This is a genomic window from Thiohalobacter thiocyanaticus (assembly GCF_002356355.1).
In the GTDB taxonomy this organism is placed as follows: domain Bacteria; phylum Pseudomonadota; class Gammaproteobacteria; order Thiohalobacterales; family Thiohalobacteraceae; genus Thiohalobacter; species Thiohalobacter thiocyanaticus_A.
On the sequence record NZ_AP018052.1, the window covers coordinates 922,156 to 939,080 of the forward strand.

A 16,925-nucleotide genomic window follows, 5' to 3' on the forward strand; every position below is an offset into this window, starting at 1 on the left:
TGGTGTCAGCGGCTGCCGCCCTTGCCGAGCAGCAGGGCGGCAGCCTCGTTGATGGCCTGCAGGGTGGCGGTGTCGCCCCCGCGGTCGGGATGGTGGCGCATGGCCAGCCGGCGATACTGATCGCGAATGGCCGTCACGTCGGCATCGGCATCGAGTTCCAGTACGCGCAGCGCCTCGACCCGCTGGTCCTGGCGCAGATAGCGTTGCCAGAAACGCCCCAGCATGGCCTCGACATCGGCTGCCGAGGTCTGCTCCAGGTTGGACCAGTCCAGGTAATAGTCGCGCAATGGATCATGTCCGCCCAGGGCCTGGGCGGCGTTCTCCTCCAGCGGCAACAGTTGAATGCGCAGTACGTGGATCCACAGGGTTTCATCGCCACCGGTCAGCAGGCGCTCGCGCAGCCGGTACAGGGCATGGAACAGAATGAAGTGGGTCTGGAACAGGTTCAGGCTGTCATCGAGACGGGCTGAGCCGAGCGCGTCCTCGTCCGTCTCGCGCAGTGCCTGCAGCAACCCGTGTTCGCTCAGTCCCTGCGGGTGGCGCTGCAGGATGGCGAGGAGCCGCTGGCCGAATTGCTCGATTGCCTGGGTGTCCATGTCCGGTCAGGTCTGTGCAGCCCAGCAGGGGGTCAAAAGCGCCACGGAATACACGCAAAGCACGGAAAATTTGAATTCAATCATGTGTAGGTCGGGTTAGCCCGCAGGGCGTAACCCGACACGCGAACCGCGGACTGCGTCGGGTTACGCTTCGCTAACCCGACCTACAGATGCCGCAGCAAGCAACATACAATTGTCCGTGCTTTGCGTGTATTCCGTGGCTGTCAATACGCAAATTGTAACCCGGCGACCCCGACATAGATAGATTCCACGCCCTGGTGGCGAATCCCGGTGTTGACCCCGGTCGGCGTTAGGCTATGCTGTGCCGCCATGCACCGACTGCGCCGCCACTGCCGAAACCGCTCCCCGCGCCATGCCCTGCTGGCGCTGCTGCTGCTGTTCGCCGGCATGCAGGTGGCCAGCCTGACACATCTGGCCGAGCACGACTTCGCCCCGCATGAGCATTTCGGCCAGGCCTGCGATGTGCTGCATTATGCCAAGCACGGCGCCGACGGCCTGGCGGTGGATGTTTCAGTCGCCGGTCCCGAACGCAACCGGCGTCCGCTGTACGTCGCGATCCCCGCCACTGGCGAACGCCAGTTCCATCATCACCCGGCGCAACCCCGCGCGCCGCCCCTGTCCCTGTTCGTCTGAGTCAACGACTGTGTTTGTTTCCGGCACCGCGCGCGTGAATGCGGTGGTGCCTGCTGAATCACGATTACAGGAACAGGAGCATCAGAATGCGCAATTTCACCCGGGCGACGCTGGCCGTCGCCGTCATGTCCGTCATTAGCCCGGCTGCGGCCGATCAGAATGCAACGGCTGAACTGGAAGCCGTGCGTGAGGAGATCCGCGCCCTGCGCCAGGCCTACGAGAGCCGTATCAGCGAACTCGAAGGCAAGCTGGAACAGCTGGAATCGCAGCCGCGGAATGCCGGTGCTGATGCTGCGCCCGCTGCCCCGGCCCGGGCCCCGGCCGGCCAGCACCGCCGGGTCTACAGCAACGAGTTCAATCCCTCCATCGGCGTGATTCTCAACGGCCGCTGGTCCGGCTTTTCCGAGTCCGGGAGTGAAATCGCCGGCTTCGGCGTGGGTGAGGAAGGTGAGCGTGGCCGCGAGGGCCTGGCCGTGGACGAATCCGAACTCAATGTCGCCGCCAATGTGGATGACAAATTCTACGGCGCCATGACCGCGGCGATCGTGCGCGAGGAGGGCGAGGATAAGGTCGAGTTGGAGGAGGCCTATGTCCAGACCCTGGGCGGGGCCGGCCTGCCGACCGGCCTCAGTCTCAAGGCCGGCCGGGCCTTCTGGACCCTGGGCTATCTCAACGAGCATCACACCCACGAGGACGATTTCGCCGATCGGCCGCTGCCCAGCCGGGTCTTCCTCAACAATGCCTTCAACGACGACGGCGTGGAGTTCAGCTATGTGCTGCCGACCGCGCTCTATTCCGAGATCGGCGGCGGGGTGTTCCGCGGCGATGACCTGCCGTTCGGCGATTCCACCGGCAGCGGCCCTGAGGCCTGGTCCCTGTACGGCCGGCTGGGCGGGGATATAGGCTACAACCAGAGTTGGCGCGTCGGGGCCTATGTCCTGTCGGGCGAGGCGGCCGACCGGGTGACCAACGAGGGTGATGTCGGTTTTGCCGGCGATACCGATCTGTATGTGGCCGATCTGCGCTACACCTGGGCGCCCACCGGCAATGCCCGCCAGCGGGAACTGACCCTGCAGGGCGAGTATTTCCGGCGCAGCGAGGATGGAAGCTACCGCGATGCCACCGCCGGCACCGGGAATGTGGCCGTGGACGATGCCGTCAACGGCGGCTATGTCCAGGCGGTATACAAGTTCCGGCCGCAGTGGCGGATCGGGGCGCGCTACAGCCTGTTGCAGGCACCGGACGTGCCTGCCGGCCTGGTCGGCAGCGCCCTGGACGGAGGCGGCCATGACCCCGAGGCCTATGCCCTGATGCTGGACTGGACCAACAGCGAGTTCAGCCGGGTGCGGCTGCAGTACAACCGCGAAGAGTTAAGCGAGGGATTGCGGGATGATCAGTTCATTGTGCAGTACATCATGAGCCTGGGCGCGCACGGGGCGCATAAATACTGATGTGTGGGCGATAGCAACGCAGCAGGGTAGGTCGGGTTAGCGCAGCGTAACCCGACGGGCCTGCGGTCAGTGTCGGATTACGCCCTGCGGGCTAATCCGACCTACGGGACTACGTGTTTTCTGTCATCCCGGCGCAGGCCGGGATCCAGATGCCACTGTGTTCACAGGTTCACGCGGTGCTTCGGGATGACGATGCCAGGCATGACAACGGCAATTCATGTAATGAACTGCTCTGTGCCTTCGCACCCAGGAGGGCATAAACGTCTCCGCGTCCTTTGCGTTGCATCCGCGCTGCAAGGAGATTCTGTATGCAATATATACGGACATTAGCAATAATCCTGCTGCTGACATCGGGCCTGGCCCGGGCTGCGGATCCGGTGCAGGTCTTCGCCTGCGAACCCGAATGGGCCGCACTGGCGCAGGAAATCGGCGGCGATGCGGTGGCGGTGTTTTCCGCCACCCATGCCCGCCAGGATCCGCATTATATCCGCGCCCGGCCCAGCCTGATCGCCGCCATGCGCCGCGCCGACCTGCTGGTATGCAGCGGAGGCGGACTGGAGGTGGGCTGGCTGCCGGTGCTGTTGCAGAAGGCGGGCAATCCGTCGGTCGCTGTCGGTGCCCCGGGCCACCTGCTGGCGGCTTCGGTGGTCGAACTGCGTGATGTGCCCGAGCACGTCGATCGCAGCCAGGGCGATGTGCATCCCGAGGGCAATCCCCACCTGCACCTGAATCCGCATAACATCGATCGGGTCGCCGGGGTCCTGACTGAGCGGCTGCAGGGCATCGATCCCGACCGGGCGCAGCACTATCAGGCACGGCTGGAGGATTTCCGCCAACGCTGGGGTGTCGCGATCGGCGACTGGGAGAGACGCGGCATCCGGCTGCAGGGGCTGCCGGTGATCGTGCACCACCAGGCCTGGGTGTATCTCATCGACTGGCTGGGGCTGCGCGAGGTCGCCGCCCTGGAGCCGAGACCGGGTATCCCGCCGACAGCGTCCCATCTGGAGCGGCTGCTGCAGCAGGTGCGCGGGCAGGGCGCGGCCGCGATCCTGCGCACGCCCTACGCCGCGCCGGAGGCGGCCGACTGGCTGTCCGCCAGGACCGGTCTGCCGGTGCTGGTGCTGCCCTACACGGTCGGGGGCGCGGACGGGGTGAATGATCTGTTCGCCCTGTTCGAGCGGACCCTGGTGCAGTTGGAGTCGGTGCATGTTCAGCCTTGAACTGCTCGGGATCCTGCTGCCCGCCCTGGTCGCGGGACTGGCGATTGGCTTGACCCATGCCCCGCTGGGGATCGAGGTGCTGCGTCGCGGCATCATCTTCATCGACCTGGCCATCGCTCAGATCGCCGGCCTGGGCCTGGTGGTGATGGAGCTCTACTGGCCGGACGCGGCGGGCTGGCTGCTGCAGGCAGTGGCGGTGGCCTGCGCCCTGGCCGCTGCGCTGCTGTTCCACTGGAGCGAACGCCGGTTGCCGGCCCAGCAGGAAGCGCTGATCGGCAGCAGTTTCGTGGTGGCGGCCTCGCTGGCCCTGCTGCTGCTGGCCGATCAGCCGCATGGCGGCGAGGCCATTCAGCACCTGCTCTCCGGGCAGCTGCTGTTCGTGGGCTGGAGCGAGTTGACCCTGACCGTCCCGCTCTATGCCCTGGTACTGCTGGCCTGGTTCGTCTGGCCGCGGGTGCGTGCCGGGATCGGATTCTATGTCCTGTTTGCGCTGGCCGTGACCGCCTCGGTACAGCTGGCCGGGGTCTATGTGGTGTTTGCCAGTCTGATCCTGCCGGCTCTGGCTGCGGCGGCCTGGCCCGGACGGACTCTGGCTGTTGCCTGGGCCAGTGCCGCCATGGCGGTACTGGCCGGGCTGACGGCGGCGCTGCTGCTCGACTGGCCGGCCGGACCGGTGCTGGTGGTCAGTTATGCGCTGGTTGCGCTGGCCGTGGCGCTGCCACGCTGGCGCCGCACAGGCCGTTCCCGCCCTGCCGAGAATGATTGACAGGGGGGCGGACAGGCGTGTGAAATCGATCACAGTTTTCCGGCTGCGGCGTCAGAAACCCGTCATGACGGGGCTGAATTGCGAGCCGGATCACGGAGCGGGACTGCGCTTCGGGCAAGGATGGTCGCAACATTTCAGGGAGGTGATTCGATATGTATCCCGCACACGACAACCTGTATCAGGAAGCCACCCTGTTCGACCAGGCCTTTGCTGCGCTGGGGCAGCGGTTGCGGGCCTGGCTGCCGGCCCGGGCGGAACAGCGCTGGGCGCTGGCCTTCCGCGGCCAGGCCGCCCTGTTCGCCCTGCTGGGTCTCGGCGTGCTGCTGCATGGCCTGCAGGCCGGCGCGGCTGATGCTTCCCCGCTGGTTGCCCTCATGGCCTCGGCGGGCCTGATGGCGACAGCGCATTTCCTGTTCAACATCCCCCGCCAGGCGGCGCGCCCGGCGGCGCCTGCACGCGCACGGCGCGAACCCGCTCCCGCCCCGGTCCGGGACATGCACCGGAATCGACCGCAGCCGCAGCCACAGCCGCGGGTCTCGCCCCGGGACTTTCTCAATGAACTCCGCCAGGCCGGTGTGAATGTGCGCATCGCCAAGGCCCTCTTCACCGCCGGCGTGCGCACTCCCGAGGCGGTGCGCCGCAGTTCGGATACGGCCCTGCTGGCCATCCACGGCGTCGGCCCCGCCACCCTGCGCCGGCTGCGCGAGACGTTCGGGGAGTGAGGACTGGGCACAAAAGCCGGGATCGCTACGGAATAACGCGGACACACTGAACAAGCCCCGACAGCCCTTCTCCTGACAAAGGCGCCCATCTCCACCGTTCGTCATCCCGGCACCGGCCTACGCCGGCACAGGCTCCAGCCGGGATCCAGAAGCCGCCGAGGTCACTGGATTACTCGCTGCGCCCGCCCGACTACCCTGAAGGGCATAAAGGGCCGCCGTATTTGTCCCCTTCCTTCGCCTGTTGCACACTGTCCGGCCTCGGAAATCACCGGAGCTGGAAATGTCATCTTCTCCCGATATCGAAACCGGCCGCCGCAAGCTGGCCTGGGCGCGTGCGCACATGCCGGTGCACGCCGAGTTGCGCCGCCGCTATGGTGAGACGCGGCCCTTCGCCGGACTGACCATTGCGGTCTGTTCCCATATCGAGGCCAAGACGGGAGTATTCGTGGAGACTCTGGCGGCAGCCGGGGCGGAGGTGGTCTTCACCGGCAGCGAACCCGGTTCGAGTCAGGACGACGTGGTCGCCGCGCTGAACGCACAGGACGGCATCAGCGGCTATGCCGAACGCGGCGTGAGCGAGGAACGGCTGCTGGAACTGCATCTGGCTGCGCTGGAACACGGACCCGACCTGATCCTGGACGATGCCGCCGAACTGACCGCCTGCCTGGTGCACCGGCGTCCGGAACTGCTGCAGGGGCTGCGCGGCATGTGCGAGCAGACCACCACCGGGGTGCAGCGCATGCAGGCCATGGCGCGCGAGGGCGCGGTGAAGTTTCCCGCCTACGCGGTCAACGATACGCCCATGAAACACGAGTTCGACAATATCCACGGTACCGGTGAATCCTCCCTGACCAACCTGCTGCTGACCACCAACCTGTTGCTGGCCGGCAAGCAGGTGGTCGTCGCCGGCTACGGCGACTGTGGTCAGGGTATCGCCCACAAGGCCCGGGCCCTGGGTGCCCAGGTCACGGTGACCGAGATCGAGCCGCGCCAGGCCCTGCGCGCGCACATGGCCGGTTTCCGCGTGACCGCCATGGCCGAGGCCGCGGCCTGGGGCGAGATCTTCATCACCACCACCGGCAACCGCGAGGTGATCCGCGCCGAGCATTTCGAGCGCATGCGCGACGGCGCCCTGCTGGCCAATGCCGGGCATTTCAATGTCGAGATCGATGCCCGTGCGCTGGCGGAAATGGCGGTGGCGCGGGAGGAGGTCCGGCCCGGTATCGAGGCCTTCCGTCTGAATGATGGCCGTGAACTTCACCTGGTCGCCGAGGGCCGGCTGGTCAACCTGGCCACGCCGACCGCCATGGGACATCCGGTGGAGGTGATGGATCAGACCTTCGCTATGCAGTTCATGGCCGCGCTGCACCTGTACCAGCACGCCGATGAACTAACACCCGGCGTGCACGCGGTGCCGGATCTGGTGGACCGGCAGGTGGCCGAGATCAAGCTGCAGACGCTGGGGATCGGCATCGACGCGTTGACCGAGTCCCAGCAGCGCTTTCTGGATACCTGGCGGGTGGAGGAGATCAAGGGGTGAGGCGTGAGGATTGCGAGCTGCAGCGCAAGCCTGTTACCTCCCATCACGTCATTCCCGCGCAGGCGGGAATCCACATACCTCCGCGGTCACTGGATCCCCGCCTGCGCGGGGATGACGGCGAGGTGGAAATGACAACCGCCATGCGAATTCCCTGATCACGCATCACGCCTCACTCCGTAATTCCGCTCCACGTAGTCCTCGATCAGCGCCTGGAAGTCCTGCGCCAGCGTCTCGCCCTTGAGGGTGACGGTCTTCTCGCCGTCGACATAGACCGGCGCGACCGGGCGCTCGCCGGTGCCGGGCAGGCTGATGCCGATGTTGGCCTGTTTCGACTCGCCGGGGCCGTTGACCACGCAGCCCATCACCGCCACGGTCATGGCCTCCACGCCCGGGTACTGCTCGCGCCAGACCGGCATCTGTTCGCGCAGGTATGACTGGATGTCCTGTGACAACTCCTGGAAATAGGTGCTGGTGGTGCGGCCGCAGCCGGGGCAGGAGACCACCTGCGGCAGGAAGCTGCGCAGGCCCATGGACTGCAGGATGGACTGGGCCACCTGCACTTCCTGAGTCCGGGACGCGCCCGGCTCGGGGGTGAGCGAGATGCGGATGGTGTCGCCGATGCCTTCCTGCAACAGTACGGCCAGGGCGGCAGTGGAGGAGACGATGCCCTTCACCCCCATGCCGGCCTCGGTCAGGCCCAGGTGCAGCGGATAGTCGCAGCGTCCGGCCAGATCGCGATAGACGGCGATCAGATCCTGCACTCCGCTCATCTTCACCGACAGGATGATGCGGTCGTGGGGTAGTCCCAGGGCCTCGGCCTGGCGGGCGCTGTCCAGGGCAGAGGCGATCAGGGCCTCGCGGGTCACCTCTTCGACCTCGCGCGGCTGCGGCAGGCGGGCATTCTCGTCCATCATCCGCACCACCAGGGCCTGGTCCAGGCTGCCCCAGTTCACGCCGATGCGCACCGGCTTGTCGTATCTGCAGGCCAGTTCGATGATGGTGGCGAACTGTTCATCCTTCCGGCTGCCGCGGCCGACATTGCCGGGATTGATGCGGTACTTGGCCAGCGCCTCGGCACAGCCGGGGTACTTCGTCAGCAGCTTGTGGCCGTTGAAGTGGAAATCGCCGATCAGGGGCGTGGCCAGGCCCTGGGCATCCAGGCGTTCGCGGATCGCCGGGACGGCTGCGGCGGCGGCTTCGGAATTGACCGTGATGCGCACCAGTTCCGAGCCGGCGCGCGCCAGTTCGGCCACCTGGGCCGCCGTGGCTGCGATGTCGGCCGTGTCGGTGTTGGTCATGGACTGGACCGCCACCGGGGCCGGACCGCCCACGGTCACGGGACCGATGCGGACAGGGACACTGGGACGACGCTGGATCGGAGATGCATTCACGGCAGATACCGGGCGGGCTGGAGGTTCACGAGCGGAACATTATGACAGGATTTGCGGTCGGAAGAGAGACCCATCCCCCCCTGGCCGGGTAAACTTCCCGGTTCTTACACCGCCCACCCGCCCGGCAGCGCCAGATCCTGACCGGGATCAATTGCGGGCAGGACCGGCGGGTATAGGCTTTTCATTCGGAGACAGAATCTCCCGGAGCAGGAATTGCGATGCGTTTGACCACTTTCAGCGACTACACCCTGCGGGTATTGATCTACCTCGCCGTGCAGGAGCACTCCGTAACCACCATCGCCGGGATTGCCGAGGCTTACGGCATTTCCAAGAACCACCTGATGAAGGTGGTCCATCAGCTGGCCGGCGACGGTTATGTGGAGACCACCCGCGGCAAGGGCGGCGGGGTCCGGCTCAAGCAGGCCCCCGAGGCGATCTCCATCGGTGCCGTGCTGCGCCGCACCGAGGCCGATTCGGTCCTGGTGGAGTGCTTTCGTCCGCAGGGCTCTGAGTGCCGCATCGAGACGGCCTGCATGCTGCGCGGGATATTTCACCAGGCCGAAGAGGCCTTCTACGGCGTGCTGGACGACATCACCCTGGCGCAGGTGGTGGAGAACCGGGCCCGGCTGCAGGCGCTGCTGCCCGGTACGGCGGATTGATGCCCTGGCAGGTTGTTGAAAAACTTCCCGGCAGCATCATGTCATTCCCCTCTCCCACCGCGCGGGGGAGAGGGGAATAAAGGGTTTTTCAACGGTCTGCTAGTGTTCGCCCTTCACGCGTAGCAGCCCGGCCAGCCGGTTGCCCTGTTTCTGCGGACCGCCGCGCGGAAACAGGTCGTGCAGGTAGCGGTTGCTGCCCCTGTCCTTCCCCCAGCGCCGGCGGAACTCCTTGATGATCTCACGCACGTTGGCCTGCAGGTGGTGCTGCTCGTAGAAGTCGCGCAGATAGCGGACGATCTCCCAGTGCTCCGGGGTCAGTTCCAGCCCTTCATGAGCGGCCTCGGCGCGCACGAAGCCTTCCGACCAGTCGTCCAGGTTGACCAGGTAGCCTTCGCTGTCGGTGACGATCTCCTGACCGTCCACCTCGAGGGTGCGGGTCTTCATGTTGGGGTAGGCGGTGCTGCCGCCCTTGGTGCCGCCCGGCGCGCCGCGGGTGTGGACGCTGTCGCCGTCGGTGGGTGACCAGATGCTGATGTCCACCCGGCCCTCGAGGTGACCGTGATAGCGCACCGCCCCCATGACACTGATCTTGCCGCTGGCCGGGGGGATGTCGAACACCGCCACGCCCTCGCGGTCGGTGCTGGTGGTCAGCGGATGCTCGGGATCCGTATCCAGATAGAGGATCACCGGGGTGCGTTTCAGCGGCTGGTTGCGAATCCGCATGGAGGCATGGACTTCGAGCATGGGTCATCACTCCTGATTCGATAATATTAGATGTATTTAATATACATCTCGCTGATTATCATAGCGACCCTGTCTATGGGATTTTTTATGGGAAATTTTCGATATTAAATAACGGCAATTCTGATGGATTCAGTCGCCGCTGCCGATTTCCACCGGGCGGTTGGGGTCGCGGATCCATTCACTCCAGGAACCGGGGTACAGGCGGGCGCCGCCCAGGCCGGCGTGTTCCAGTGCGACCAGGGTCTGGCAGGCGGTCACGCCGGAGCCGCACATCACCACGCAGTCCTGCGGGGGGTGATCGCCCAGGAGGCGGGTATACATCTTGCGCAGCGCTTCCGGGGGCAGATAGCAGCCGGAGACGTCCAGGTTCTTGCCGAAGGGCAGGTTGGCCGCGCCCGGGATATGGCCCGCGACCGGGTCGATGGGTTCCTCGTCGCCGCTGAAGCGGGCCTCGCCGCGCACGTCGATCAGGCAGAGTTCACCGTCATCCAGGTCCTCGAAGATTTCGGCGGCATCCGCCGTCATGGTCGCATCCGGTTGGCCCTCAAACGGCACCGGAGGCGAGGGCTGCGGCAGGTCCTGACTGAGCGGACGCTCCTCGGCCAGCCATTTCTCCAGGCCGCCGTCGAGTACGGCCGCCCGCTCATGACCGAGCCAGCGCAGCAACCACCACAGGCGGCCGGCATAGGCGTTGGTGCGATAGTCGTAGCACACCACCCGGGTCTGCGGTCCGATGCCCCAGTCAGAGAAGGTGGCGCGCAGCACGGCCGGGTCAGGCAGGGGATGGCGGCCGCCGCTCTCAGAGACCGGGCCGGACATATCCTGTTCCAGATGGGCATAGACGGCGCCGGGGATATGGCCTTCGCGGTAGGCTTCCAGGCCGGCATCGGGTTGGGCGAGGTCGAAGCGGCAGTCGATGACCCGCCAGTCGGGGGCGTCGAGATGCTCGGCGAGTTCCGCAGTGGATACGATCGGGCTGGTCATTCTGCTCCCGACTGGGTTGCAAAATTCATAATTAACATCGAAGTGCGCGGGTATCAAGGGAAAATGGGGGCTGGCAGGAGAGCGGGCGCGGTTGTCGCTGGTACGGTGGGCACATACAATCCCGGACTGACAGGGCAGGATTACACGAAGCGGATGGCAGCAACTATGGCGAAACACAAGATCTATCCCGGCATCAACAACGATCACTGGGGCGGCATGACGGATATCGGCAAGATCATCCGCGATGCCTGGGTGTTCGGTCTGCTGTCCGAGGACGAGACCTGCGACGGCTGGGATTACGGCCGGATCGAGATGCTCTACGATCAGGTCTACAAGGCCTGGGAGTCCCATGGCCACCTGGCCAGCCAGCTGCCGCCCGATCTGCGCGAGCGCCACGCGCGCATCCACGGCGAGGCCATTCGCAAGGCACGTGAACTCGGCTGGGATCCTTCGCTGGAGAACGAAAGCTGAAGTCTCCGGCTGCCGGAAATAAAGAACAAGAAGGAAACGCGTATGGGTCTCGGTGATGTGCTCCTGATCGTGCTGCTGGTGGCGGCGATCCTGCTGATCGTCTACGGCATCGTCATCTATAACCATCTGGTCGCGCTCAAGCACAATGTCGCCAAGGCCTGGTCCAACATCGACGTGCTGCTCAAGCAGCGCCACGACGAGCTGCCCAAGCTGGTTGAGGTGTGCAAGCAGTACATGGGTTATGAGCAGGAGACCCTGGAGAAGGTGATGCAGGCGCGCGCCCGGGTGGCCGCCGCCCGCGAGGGCGGGGACGTGCCCGCGCTGGGCCAGGCCGAGACCCAGCTGCGCCTGGGGCTGGGCAACCTGTTCGCCCTGGCCGAGGCCTATCCCGATCTCAAGGCCAACACCAACTTTCAGCACCTGGCCGACCGGGTCACGGCGCTGGAGAACAGCATCGCCGACCGGCGCGAGTACTACAACGAAAGCGTCAACCTCAACAACGTGCGCATCGAGCAGTTCCCCGACGTGATCGTCGCCCGCAAATTCGGCTTCGGTCCCTTCGACCTGCTGGAGTTCGCCGAGGAGGAAAAGGCGGACGTGGATCTGAAGGGCCTGTTCGCGGGGTGATTCCGTGATCGTGGCATTCCAGCCGCGGATGAGCACGGATAATACAACGTCATTGCGAGCGTAGCGTGGCAATCTCATGAAGCAGAAGCAGGCGTCAGGGGATTGCCACGGCGCTACGCGCCTCGCAATGACGAGGTAGCCCTTATCCGTGCTCATCCGCGGCTGTAGACCGCCCAGCCTGATCCCCGCCGGAGACCCCCATGCTCACCGACTTCGCCGCCGACATCCAGCGCATGTCCACCGGTGGCTTCGTGGTGGTGAGCGTCATCGTCGGCATTGTCGTGCTGGTCGCCTTCCAGGCCATCTGGCGCAACTGGTCGCGGGCGCGGCTGATCGAGGACACCCCCACGGCACGCATCCGCTCCGCCCCGCAGGGCTATGTGGAACTGGAGGGCGAGGCCCGGCTGCTGCCCGGCCCGCCCATCGTCGCGCCGCTCACCGGCCGCCGGTGTGTCTGGTACCGCTACCGCATCGAGCACGAGGAACATACCTACGACAGCAAGGGCCATTCGCGCAGCCACTGGCGGACGGTCGATTCCGGCACCAGCGAAGGCCTGTTCGAACTCGATGATACGACCGGGCGCTGCGTGATCGATCCCGACGGCGCCGAGGTGCATCCCGACGACAAGGACGTCTGGCGCGGCCACAGCCGCTGGCCGTCGGCCGGGCCGCCGCGGCGTCGGGGCGGCCTGCGCTTCACGGCCGGCGACTACCGCTATACCGAGGAGCGCCTGCTGCCGGGGCCGCTGTACGCCGTCGGCTGGTTCGAATCCATCCGCAGCGCCGACGGCGATCTCAGGGAGGCCACCGCCGCCCTGCTGCGCCACTGGAAGCAGGACCAGGCGGAGTTGCTGGCGCGCTTCGACGCCGATGGCGATGGCCATATCGACGCCGGCGAGTGGGAGCGGGCACGGGAGGCCGCGCAGCAGCAGACCCTCCGTGAGCGTGCCCACAAGGCCAGCGAGCCGGCGGTCAATCTGCTGCGCCGGCCGGCATCATCGGCACAGGCCTTCATTCTGTCCGCCCATCCCCAGGACCACCTCAGCCGTCGCTACCGCCGCCGGGCGCTGGGCGGGCTCGTGGCGACCCTTCTCGGCGTGATCGTGCTCGCCTTTCTGCTCATCGCCCGCGCTGCCTGATTCCTCTTCCATCGCTTGCATGTTCTCATTTTGTTCTCTATGCTGTCCGCAGCTGAGAACAGAGCGAGAACGCCCATGCTGACCCCCAGGAACACAGGACCCTGCAGTTCATCCGCCGCCACCTGGCCGAGCACGGCTACGCCCCCAGCCTGGAGGAGATCGGCGCGGCCATCGGGGTGCGCTCGCGCGGCAGCGTGCACCGCTACGTCAGCCGGCTGCAGGACAAGGGCTATCTGCGCCGGGCACCGCACGGGGCGCGGGCGCTGGAGGTGCTGGATGGGCCCGGCGATCCGGCCGGCAGCCTGCCGCTGCTGGGGCGGATCGCCGCCGGTCGGCCGATCGAGGCCATCCCGGGGCAGGACACCCTCAACCTGGCCGACTTCCTGCTGGGGCCGGACCGCTATGCGTTGCAGGTGGTGGGCGACTCCATGATCGAGGCCGGCATCCTGGACGGCGACACCGTGGTGGTGCGCCAGCAGGACCGGGCCGAGGACGGCGACATCGTGGTGGCGCTGATCGACGGCCAGGAGGCCACCCTCAAGCGGCTCAAACGCTGCGGCGACGGCATGATCGAACTGATCCCGGCCAACCCCGCACTGGCGGCCATGGTCTACTCGGCCGAGCGCGTGACCATTCAGGGCGTGGTGGTCGGCCAGCTGCGCAGTTACCGCTGACCGATCTCCCGACCCCGTCAGTATCATGTTGGAGGAGCGCCCGCTGCGTCCGCCGCCCGCCTGGGCCTGGCCGCGGGCCATCATCCTGGTCGACATGGATGCCTTCTTCGCGGCCATCGAGCAGCGTGACAACCCGGCCTGGCGGAAACGGCCGCTGGGCATCACCAACGGTGCCCAGGGCACCTGTCTCATCACCTGCTCCTACGAGGCGCGCGCCTTCGGCGTGCACACGGGGATGCGCCTGCCCGAGGCACGCCTGCGCTGTCCGGGCCTGATCCAGGTCCCGGCGCGACCGGAGCGCTACGCCGCCGTCTCCACCGCCATTATGGCGGCCCTGCGCACCATCACGCCGGATATCGAAATCTTTTCGGTCGACGAGGCCTTCCTGGATATCACCCGCTGCCAGCGCCTGCTGGGCCATCCCGAGGGCGTCGCCCGGCGGGTGCGGGAACTGGTGTATGAGACTGCCGGCGTGACCTGCTCGGTAGGCCTGTCCGGCGACAAGACCACGGCCAAGTATGCCGCCAAGCTGAACAAACCTGACGGTCTGACCGTGATCCCGCCCTGGGAGGCGCGCGAGCGGCTGCGCGCGGTGCCGGTGACCGAACTGTGCGGCATCAACCAGGGTATCGGCCGGTTCCTGGCCGAGCATGGGGTGCACCGCTGCGGCGACATGGCGCGCCTGCCCATCAGTGTGCTGGCGCGGCGCTTCGGCAATCCGGGTCGGCGCATCTGGTACATGTGCCAGGGCGCGGACCCGGAGCCGGTGCTGACCCGCGAGGCGCCGCCGAAGACCATCGGCCACGGCAAGGTGATGCCGCCGGCCACCCGTTCGCGCGAGGTCATCCTCACCTTTCTGCTGCACATGAGCCAGAAGGTGGGCGCGCGGCTGCGCCGCCACGGCATGCAGGCGCAGACCTTCTTCGTCGGCCTGCGCGCCGATCCCGGCTGGCTCGGCGACAAGCGCCGGCTGGTGCGGCCCACCGACGACAGCCGCGTGATCGCCGCCCTGGCCCGGGCGATATTTCTGGACTGCTGGCGGGGCGAGGGCGTGCATCAGGTGCAGGTGACGGCGCTGGACCCGGCCCCGGCCGATTACCAGCTGTCGCTGTTCGAACCGACGCCGGCGCGCGGAGAAGTGAACCGGGTGATGGACGCGGTCAACAGCCGCTACGGCGAATTCGCCCTGGCCCCGGCGCGGCTGTTGCGGCGCTCGCAGATGCCCAACGTGATCTCCCCGGCCTGGCGGCCCTACGGGCATCGGGAGACGATCGGATCGGGATCGGGGTTGGGTGGCGATAACGCAGAGGGCGCGGAGGCACAGAGGCGCAAAGAAATCGAGAATGGTTAAAGAGGGGGGGAGGGTACTTACTTCAGCCTCGTCATTCCCGCGAAGGCGGGAATCCAGTGCCTGACAGAGCAACCAAGCCGTGGATCCCCGCCTTCGCGGGGATGACGGATAGACTGGAATTCTGCTTATTGTTGATCGGATGTGGATTGGGTCAAGTGCGTAGCACCGTAACCCAACATGCCGCGGGCCGTCGGGTTACGCTGCGCTAACCCGACCTGCATGCTGAACGGATTCAGAGGATATCCAGAAAAGCTCTGCGCCATCGTACCCAAGAGGGCATAAACGCCTCTGCGTTGAATTCGGCACTGTAAAGCGGAGAAGAGAGAAATGGTCGGGGTGACAGGATTCGAACCTACGACCCCCGCCTCCCGAAGACGGTGCTCTACCAGGCTGAGCTACACCCCGAAGAAAGGATCAATGCGTGCGGCTGACGGCAAACTCGGCCAGCGCATAGAGGGCGTCTTTGTACTGCGACGTCGGGAGTCCCTCCAGCGCCTGGGTGGCCTTGTCGGCGGCCTCGCGCGCGGATTGCGCAGTGTACGCGATGGCCCCGGTGGATTCAATGGCCGCCTGCACCGCGTCGATGTGGTCGCGCCCGCCCTGTTCGATGGCCTGTCGGATCAGTTCGACCTGTGCCGGTGTGCCTTCGCGCATGGCATGGATCAGCGGCAGGGTGGGCTTGCCCTCGGCGAGATCGTCACCGATGTTCTTGCCGGTCTCGGTGCTGTCGGCGCTGTAGTCGAGCACGTCGTCGATGAGTTGGAAGGCCGTGCCCAGGTGCATGCCGTAGTCGGCCATGGCGGTCTCGATCTGCGGCGGCTGCTCACCCAGTAAGGCGCCGACCCGGGCGGCGGCCTCGAACAGCTTGGCGGTCTTGGAGCGGATCACCTCCAGGTAGCGGGCCTCGGTGGTGTCCGGGTCGTGGCAGTTGAGCAGTTGCATCACCTCGCCCTCGGCGATGGTGTTGGTGGTCTGCGCCATGATCTCCATGATGCGCATGCTGCCGATCTCGACCATCATCTGAAACGAGCGCGAGTAGAGAAAATCGCCGACCAGCACCGCTGCCTCGTTGCCCCAGATGGCATTGGCGGTATCGCGGCCGCGGCGCAGGTCGGAGGCATCGACCACGTCGTCGTGCAGCAGGGTGGCGGTGTGGATGAACTCGATGATCGCGGCCAGCGGTACATGGTGGGGGCCGGCATAGCCGCAGGCACGCGCGGCCAGCAGTACCAGCAGCGGGCGCAGGCGCTTGCCGCCGCTGTTGATGATGTAGAGTCCCAGCTGGTTGATCAGCAGCACATCGGAGCGCAGCCGCTCCTGGACGACCCGGTCGACCTCGGCCATGTCCCGCGCCGAGAGTTGGCGGATCTGCTCCAGGTCCATGAATTGACTGGTTTTTACGAGAGGATCACGCATGCTCTGCTCGATTCCGGCGGCCGCAGTGGTGGCGCAGGGTGGAAATTGCGTCATTATCCGTTGATTTGCCTGCCCAAGTCCACCGCCGCAAAGCGGGCGGAGTGATTGACCCGGCCTGACGCAGCCGATAGAATTGCGCGTCTTTCCTGCGGGGTCCGTCGGTGCGGCGCTGCGGGTGGACGAATTTTCGGAGAATCATGGCTATGTACGCAGTAATCCAGACCGGCGGCAAGCAGTACCGGGTCGCTCCCGGCGACAAGCTCCGCATCGAGAAGCTCAAGGCCGCCGAAGGCGAGTCGGTCGAATTTGACAAGGTCCTGATGGTCGGCAATGGCGACGACGTCAAGATCGGCGCTCCCTACGTGGCCGGTGGCAAGGTTACCGCGACCGTGAAGAGCCAGGGCCGCGGCAAGAAGGTGGAGATCATCAAATTCCGCCGTCGCAAGCATCACATGAAGCGTCAGGGCCATCGTCAGGCCTACACCGAGGTCGAGATCACCGACGTGTCGGCCTGAGCCGG

Annotated in this window: 18 protein-coding genes and 1 tRNA gene; 13 read left to right on the top strand and 6 right to left on the bottom strand. The window is 66.1% G+C overall.

The annotated features are described in order from the left end of the window. Nucleotides 1-5: 5 nt before the first annotated feature. Nucleotides 6-596: a DNA-J related domain-containing protein gene (locus tag CFK21_RS04295; protein ID WP_096365102.1), complete on the bottom strand. Its 591-nt coding sequence runs from the start codon at nt 594-596 to the stop codon at nt 6-8. Between the two features lie 330 nt (nt 597-926). Here CFK21_RS04295 and CFK21_RS04300 point away from each other — a divergent pair, with 330 nt between their 5' ends. The 6 genes from CFK21_RS04300 to CFK21_RS04325 all read left to right on the top strand — a co-directional run bounded on the left by CFK21_RS04300 (nt 927) and on the right by CFK21_RS04325 (nt 6,949). Next, the gene (locus CFK21_RS04300) at nt 927-1,250 is read left to right on the top strand and encodes a hypothetical protein (protein WP_096365104.1); all 324 of its coding nucleotides are present in this window, start codon (nt 927-929) and stop codon (nt 1,248-1,250) included. 86 nt (nt 1,251-1,336) lie between these two features. Further along, on the top strand, nt 1,337-2,701 hold the full coding sequence (locus CFK21_RS04305; RefSeq protein ID WP_096365106.1) for a hypothetical protein: 1,365 nt from the start codon (nt 1,337-1,339) through the stop codon (nt 2,699-2,701). A gap of 308 nt (nt 2,702-3,009) precedes the next feature. Beyond that, a complete protein-coding gene (locus CFK21_RS04310) occupies nt 3,010-3,921 on the top strand; it encodes a metal ABC transporter substrate-binding protein (RefSeq protein ID WP_096365108.1) in 912 nt (303 codons plus the stop codon). Then, on the top strand, nt 3,908-4,687 hold the full coding sequence (locus CFK21_RS04315; RefSeq protein WP_096365110.1) for a metal ABC transporter permease: 780 nt from the start codon (nt 3,908-3,910) through the stop codon (nt 4,685-4,687). Before CFK21_RS04310 ends, CFK21_RS04315 begins: the two co-directional genes overlap by 14 nt. A gap of 152 nt (nt 4,688-4,839) precedes the next feature. Further along, nucleotides 4,840-5,409: a helix-hairpin-helix domain-containing protein gene (locus CFK21_RS04320; protein WP_096365113.1), complete on the top strand. Its 570-nt coding sequence runs from the start codon at nt 4,840-4,842 to the stop codon at nt 5,407-5,409. Nucleotides 5,410-5,689: 280 nt separating this feature from the next. Further along, on the top strand, nt 5,690-6,949 hold the full coding sequence (locus CFK21_RS04325) for an adenosylhomocysteinase (RefSeq protein WP_096365115.1): 1,260 nt from the start codon (nt 5,690-5,692) through the stop codon (nt 6,947-6,949). A gap of 155 nt (nt 6,950-7,104) precedes the next feature. Here CFK21_RS04325 and ispG read toward each other — a convergent pair whose 3' ends face one another. After that, nucleotides 7,105-8,340, bottom strand: coding sequence for a flavodoxin-dependent (E)-4-hydroxy-3-methylbut-2-enyl-diphosphate synthase (gene ispG / locus CFK21_RS04330; protein ID WP_096365117.1), 1,236 nt, complete (start codon nt 8,338-8,340; stop codon nt 7,105-7,107). A 218-nt stretch (nt 8,341-8,558) separates the two neighbouring features. On the opposite strand from ispG, the gene CFK21_RS04335 reads away from it, so the two are divergent. Continuing rightward, nucleotides 8,559-8,999, top strand: coding sequence for an RrF2 family transcriptional regulator (locus CFK21_RS04335; RefSeq protein WP_096365119.1), 441 nt, complete (start codon nt 8,559-8,561; stop codon nt 8,997-8,999). Between the two features lie 99 nt (nt 9,000-9,098). Here CFK21_RS04335 and CFK21_RS04340 read toward each other — a convergent pair whose 3' ends face one another. Beyond that, on the bottom strand, nt 9,099-9,743 hold the full coding sequence (locus CFK21_RS04340; protein WP_096365121.1) for a TusE/DsrC/DsvC family sulfur relay protein: 645 nt from the start codon (nt 9,741-9,743) through the stop codon (nt 9,099-9,101). 129 nt (nt 9,744-9,872) lie between these two features. Then, a complete protein-coding gene (locus tag CFK21_RS04345) occupies nt 9,873-10,727 on the bottom strand; it encodes a sulfurtransferase (RefSeq protein ID WP_096365123.1) in 855 nt (284 codons plus the stop codon). A gap of 165 nt (nt 10,728-10,892) precedes the next feature. Between CFK21_RS04345 and CFK21_RS04350 the strand changes: the two genes are divergently transcribed. The 5 genes from CFK21_RS04350 to CFK21_RS04370 all read left to right on the top strand — a co-directional run bounded on the left by CFK21_RS04350 (nt 10,893) and on the right by CFK21_RS04370 (nt 14,989). Then, nucleotides 10,893-11,198, top strand: a complete 306-nt coding sequence (locus CFK21_RS04350) for a hypothetical protein (RefSeq protein ID WP_172844250.1) — start codon at nt 10,893-10,895, stop codon at nt 11,196-11,198. Nucleotides 11,199-11,240: 42 nt separating this feature from the next. Next, complete coding sequence (locus CFK21_RS04355; protein ID WP_096365127.1) at nt 11,241-11,825, top strand: LemA family protein; 585 nt, start codon at nt 11,241-11,243, stop codon at nt 11,823-11,825. Between the two features lie 200 nt (nt 11,826-12,025). After that, a complete protein-coding gene (locus tag CFK21_RS04360) occupies nt 12,026-12,964 on the top strand; it encodes a GIDE domain-containing protein (RefSeq protein WP_197702995.1) in 939 nt (312 codons plus the stop codon). Nucleotides 12,965-13,065: 101 nt separating this feature from the next. Further along, entirely contained in the window at nt 13,066-13,638 is a 573-nt protein-coding gene (gene lexA / locus CFK21_RS04365) for a transcriptional repressor LexA (RefSeq protein WP_096365130.1), read from the top strand. 25 nt (nt 13,639-13,663) lie between these two features. Continuing rightward, the gene (locus tag CFK21_RS04370) at nt 13,664-14,989 is read left to right on the top strand and encodes a DNA polymerase Y family protein (protein ID WP_096365132.1); all 1,326 of its coding nucleotides are present in this window, start codon (nt 13,664-13,666) and stop codon (nt 14,987-14,989) included. Nucleotides 14,990-15,317: 328 nt separating this feature from the next. On the opposite strand, the gene CFK21_RS04375 is transcribed toward CFK21_RS04370, so the two are convergent. Next, nucleotides 15,318-15,394, bottom strand: a tRNA-Pro gene (locus CFK21_RS04375). 9 nt (nt 15,395-15,403) lie between these two features. Next, on the bottom strand, nt 15,404-16,372 hold the full coding sequence (gene ispB, locus CFK21_RS04380; RefSeq protein ID WP_096365134.1) for an octaprenyl diphosphate synthase: 969 nt from the start codon (nt 16,370-16,372) through the stop codon (nt 15,404-15,406). Between the two features lie 236 nt (nt 16,373-16,608). Between ispB and rplU the strand changes: the two genes are divergently transcribed. Next, nucleotides 16,609-16,920 (top strand): 50S ribosomal protein L21, encoded by a 312-nt coding sequence (gene rplU, locus CFK21_RS04385; RefSeq protein ID WP_096365136.1) that lies wholly within the window; start codon nt 16,609-16,611, stop codon nt 16,918-16,920. The last annotated feature ends 5 nt before the right edge of the window (nt 16,921-16,925 follow it).

Bases quoted from the DNA above. Each gene is read 5' to 3' on its own strand.
- CFK21_RS04295 (WP_096365102.1), bottom strand. From the start codon at position 596: ATGGACACCCAGGCAATCGAGCAATTCGGCCAGCGGCTCCTCGCCATC.
- CFK21_RS04300 (WP_096365104.1), top strand. From the start codon at position 927: ATGCACCGACTGCGCCGCCACTGCCGAAACCGCTCCCCGCGCCATGCC.
- CFK21_RS04305 (WP_096365106.1), top strand. From the start codon at position 1,337: ATGCGCAATTTCACCCGGGCGACGCTGGCCGTCGCCGTCATGTCCGTC.
- CFK21_RS04310 (WP_096365108.1), top strand. From the start codon at position 3,010: ATGCAATATATACGGACATTAGCAATAATCCTGCTGCTGACATCGGGC.
- CFK21_RS04315 (WP_096365110.1), top strand. From the start codon at position 3,908: ATGTTCAGCCTTGAACTGCTCGGGATCCTGCTGCCCGCCCTGGTCGCG.
- CFK21_RS04320 (WP_096365113.1), top strand. From the start codon at position 4,840: ATGTATCCCGCACACGACAACCTGTATCAGGAAGCCACCCTGTTCGAC.
- CFK21_RS04325 (WP_096365115.1), top strand. From the start codon at position 5,690: ATGTCATCTTCTCCCGATATCGAAACCGGCCGCCGCAAGCTGGCCTGG.
- CFK21_RS04335 (WP_096365119.1), top strand. From the start codon at position 8,559: ATGCGTTTGACCACTTTCAGCGACTACACCCTGCGGGTATTGATCTAC.
- CFK21_RS04340 (WP_096365121.1), bottom strand. From the start codon at position 9,743: ATGCTCGAAGTCCATGCCTCCATGCGGATTCGCAACCAGCCGCTGAAA.
- CFK21_RS04345 (WP_096365123.1), bottom strand. From the start codon at position 10,727: ATGACCAGCCCGATCGTATCCACTGCGGAACTCGCCGAGCATCTCGAC.
- CFK21_RS04350 (WP_172844250.1), top strand. From the start codon at position 10,893: ATGGCGAAACACAAGATCTATCCCGGCATCAACAACGATCACTGGGGC.
- CFK21_RS04355 (WP_096365127.1), top strand. From the start codon at position 11,241: ATGGGTCTCGGTGATGTGCTCCTGATCGTGCTGCTGGTGGCGGCGATC.
- CFK21_RS04360 (WP_197702995.1), top strand. From the start codon at position 12,026: ATGCTCACCGACTTCGCCGCCGACATCCAGCGCATGTCCACCGGTGGC.
- CFK21_RS04370 (WP_096365132.1), top strand. From the start codon at position 13,664: ATGTTGGAGGAGCGCCCGCTGCGTCCGCCGCCCGCCTGGGCCTGGCCG.
- ispB (WP_096365134.1), bottom strand. From the start codon at position 16,372: ATGGACCTGGAGCAGATCCGCCAACTCTCGGCGCGGGACATGGCCGAG.
- rplU (WP_096365136.1), top strand. From the start codon at position 16,609: ATGTACGCAGTAATCCAGACCGGCGGCAAGCAGTACCGGGTCGCTCCC.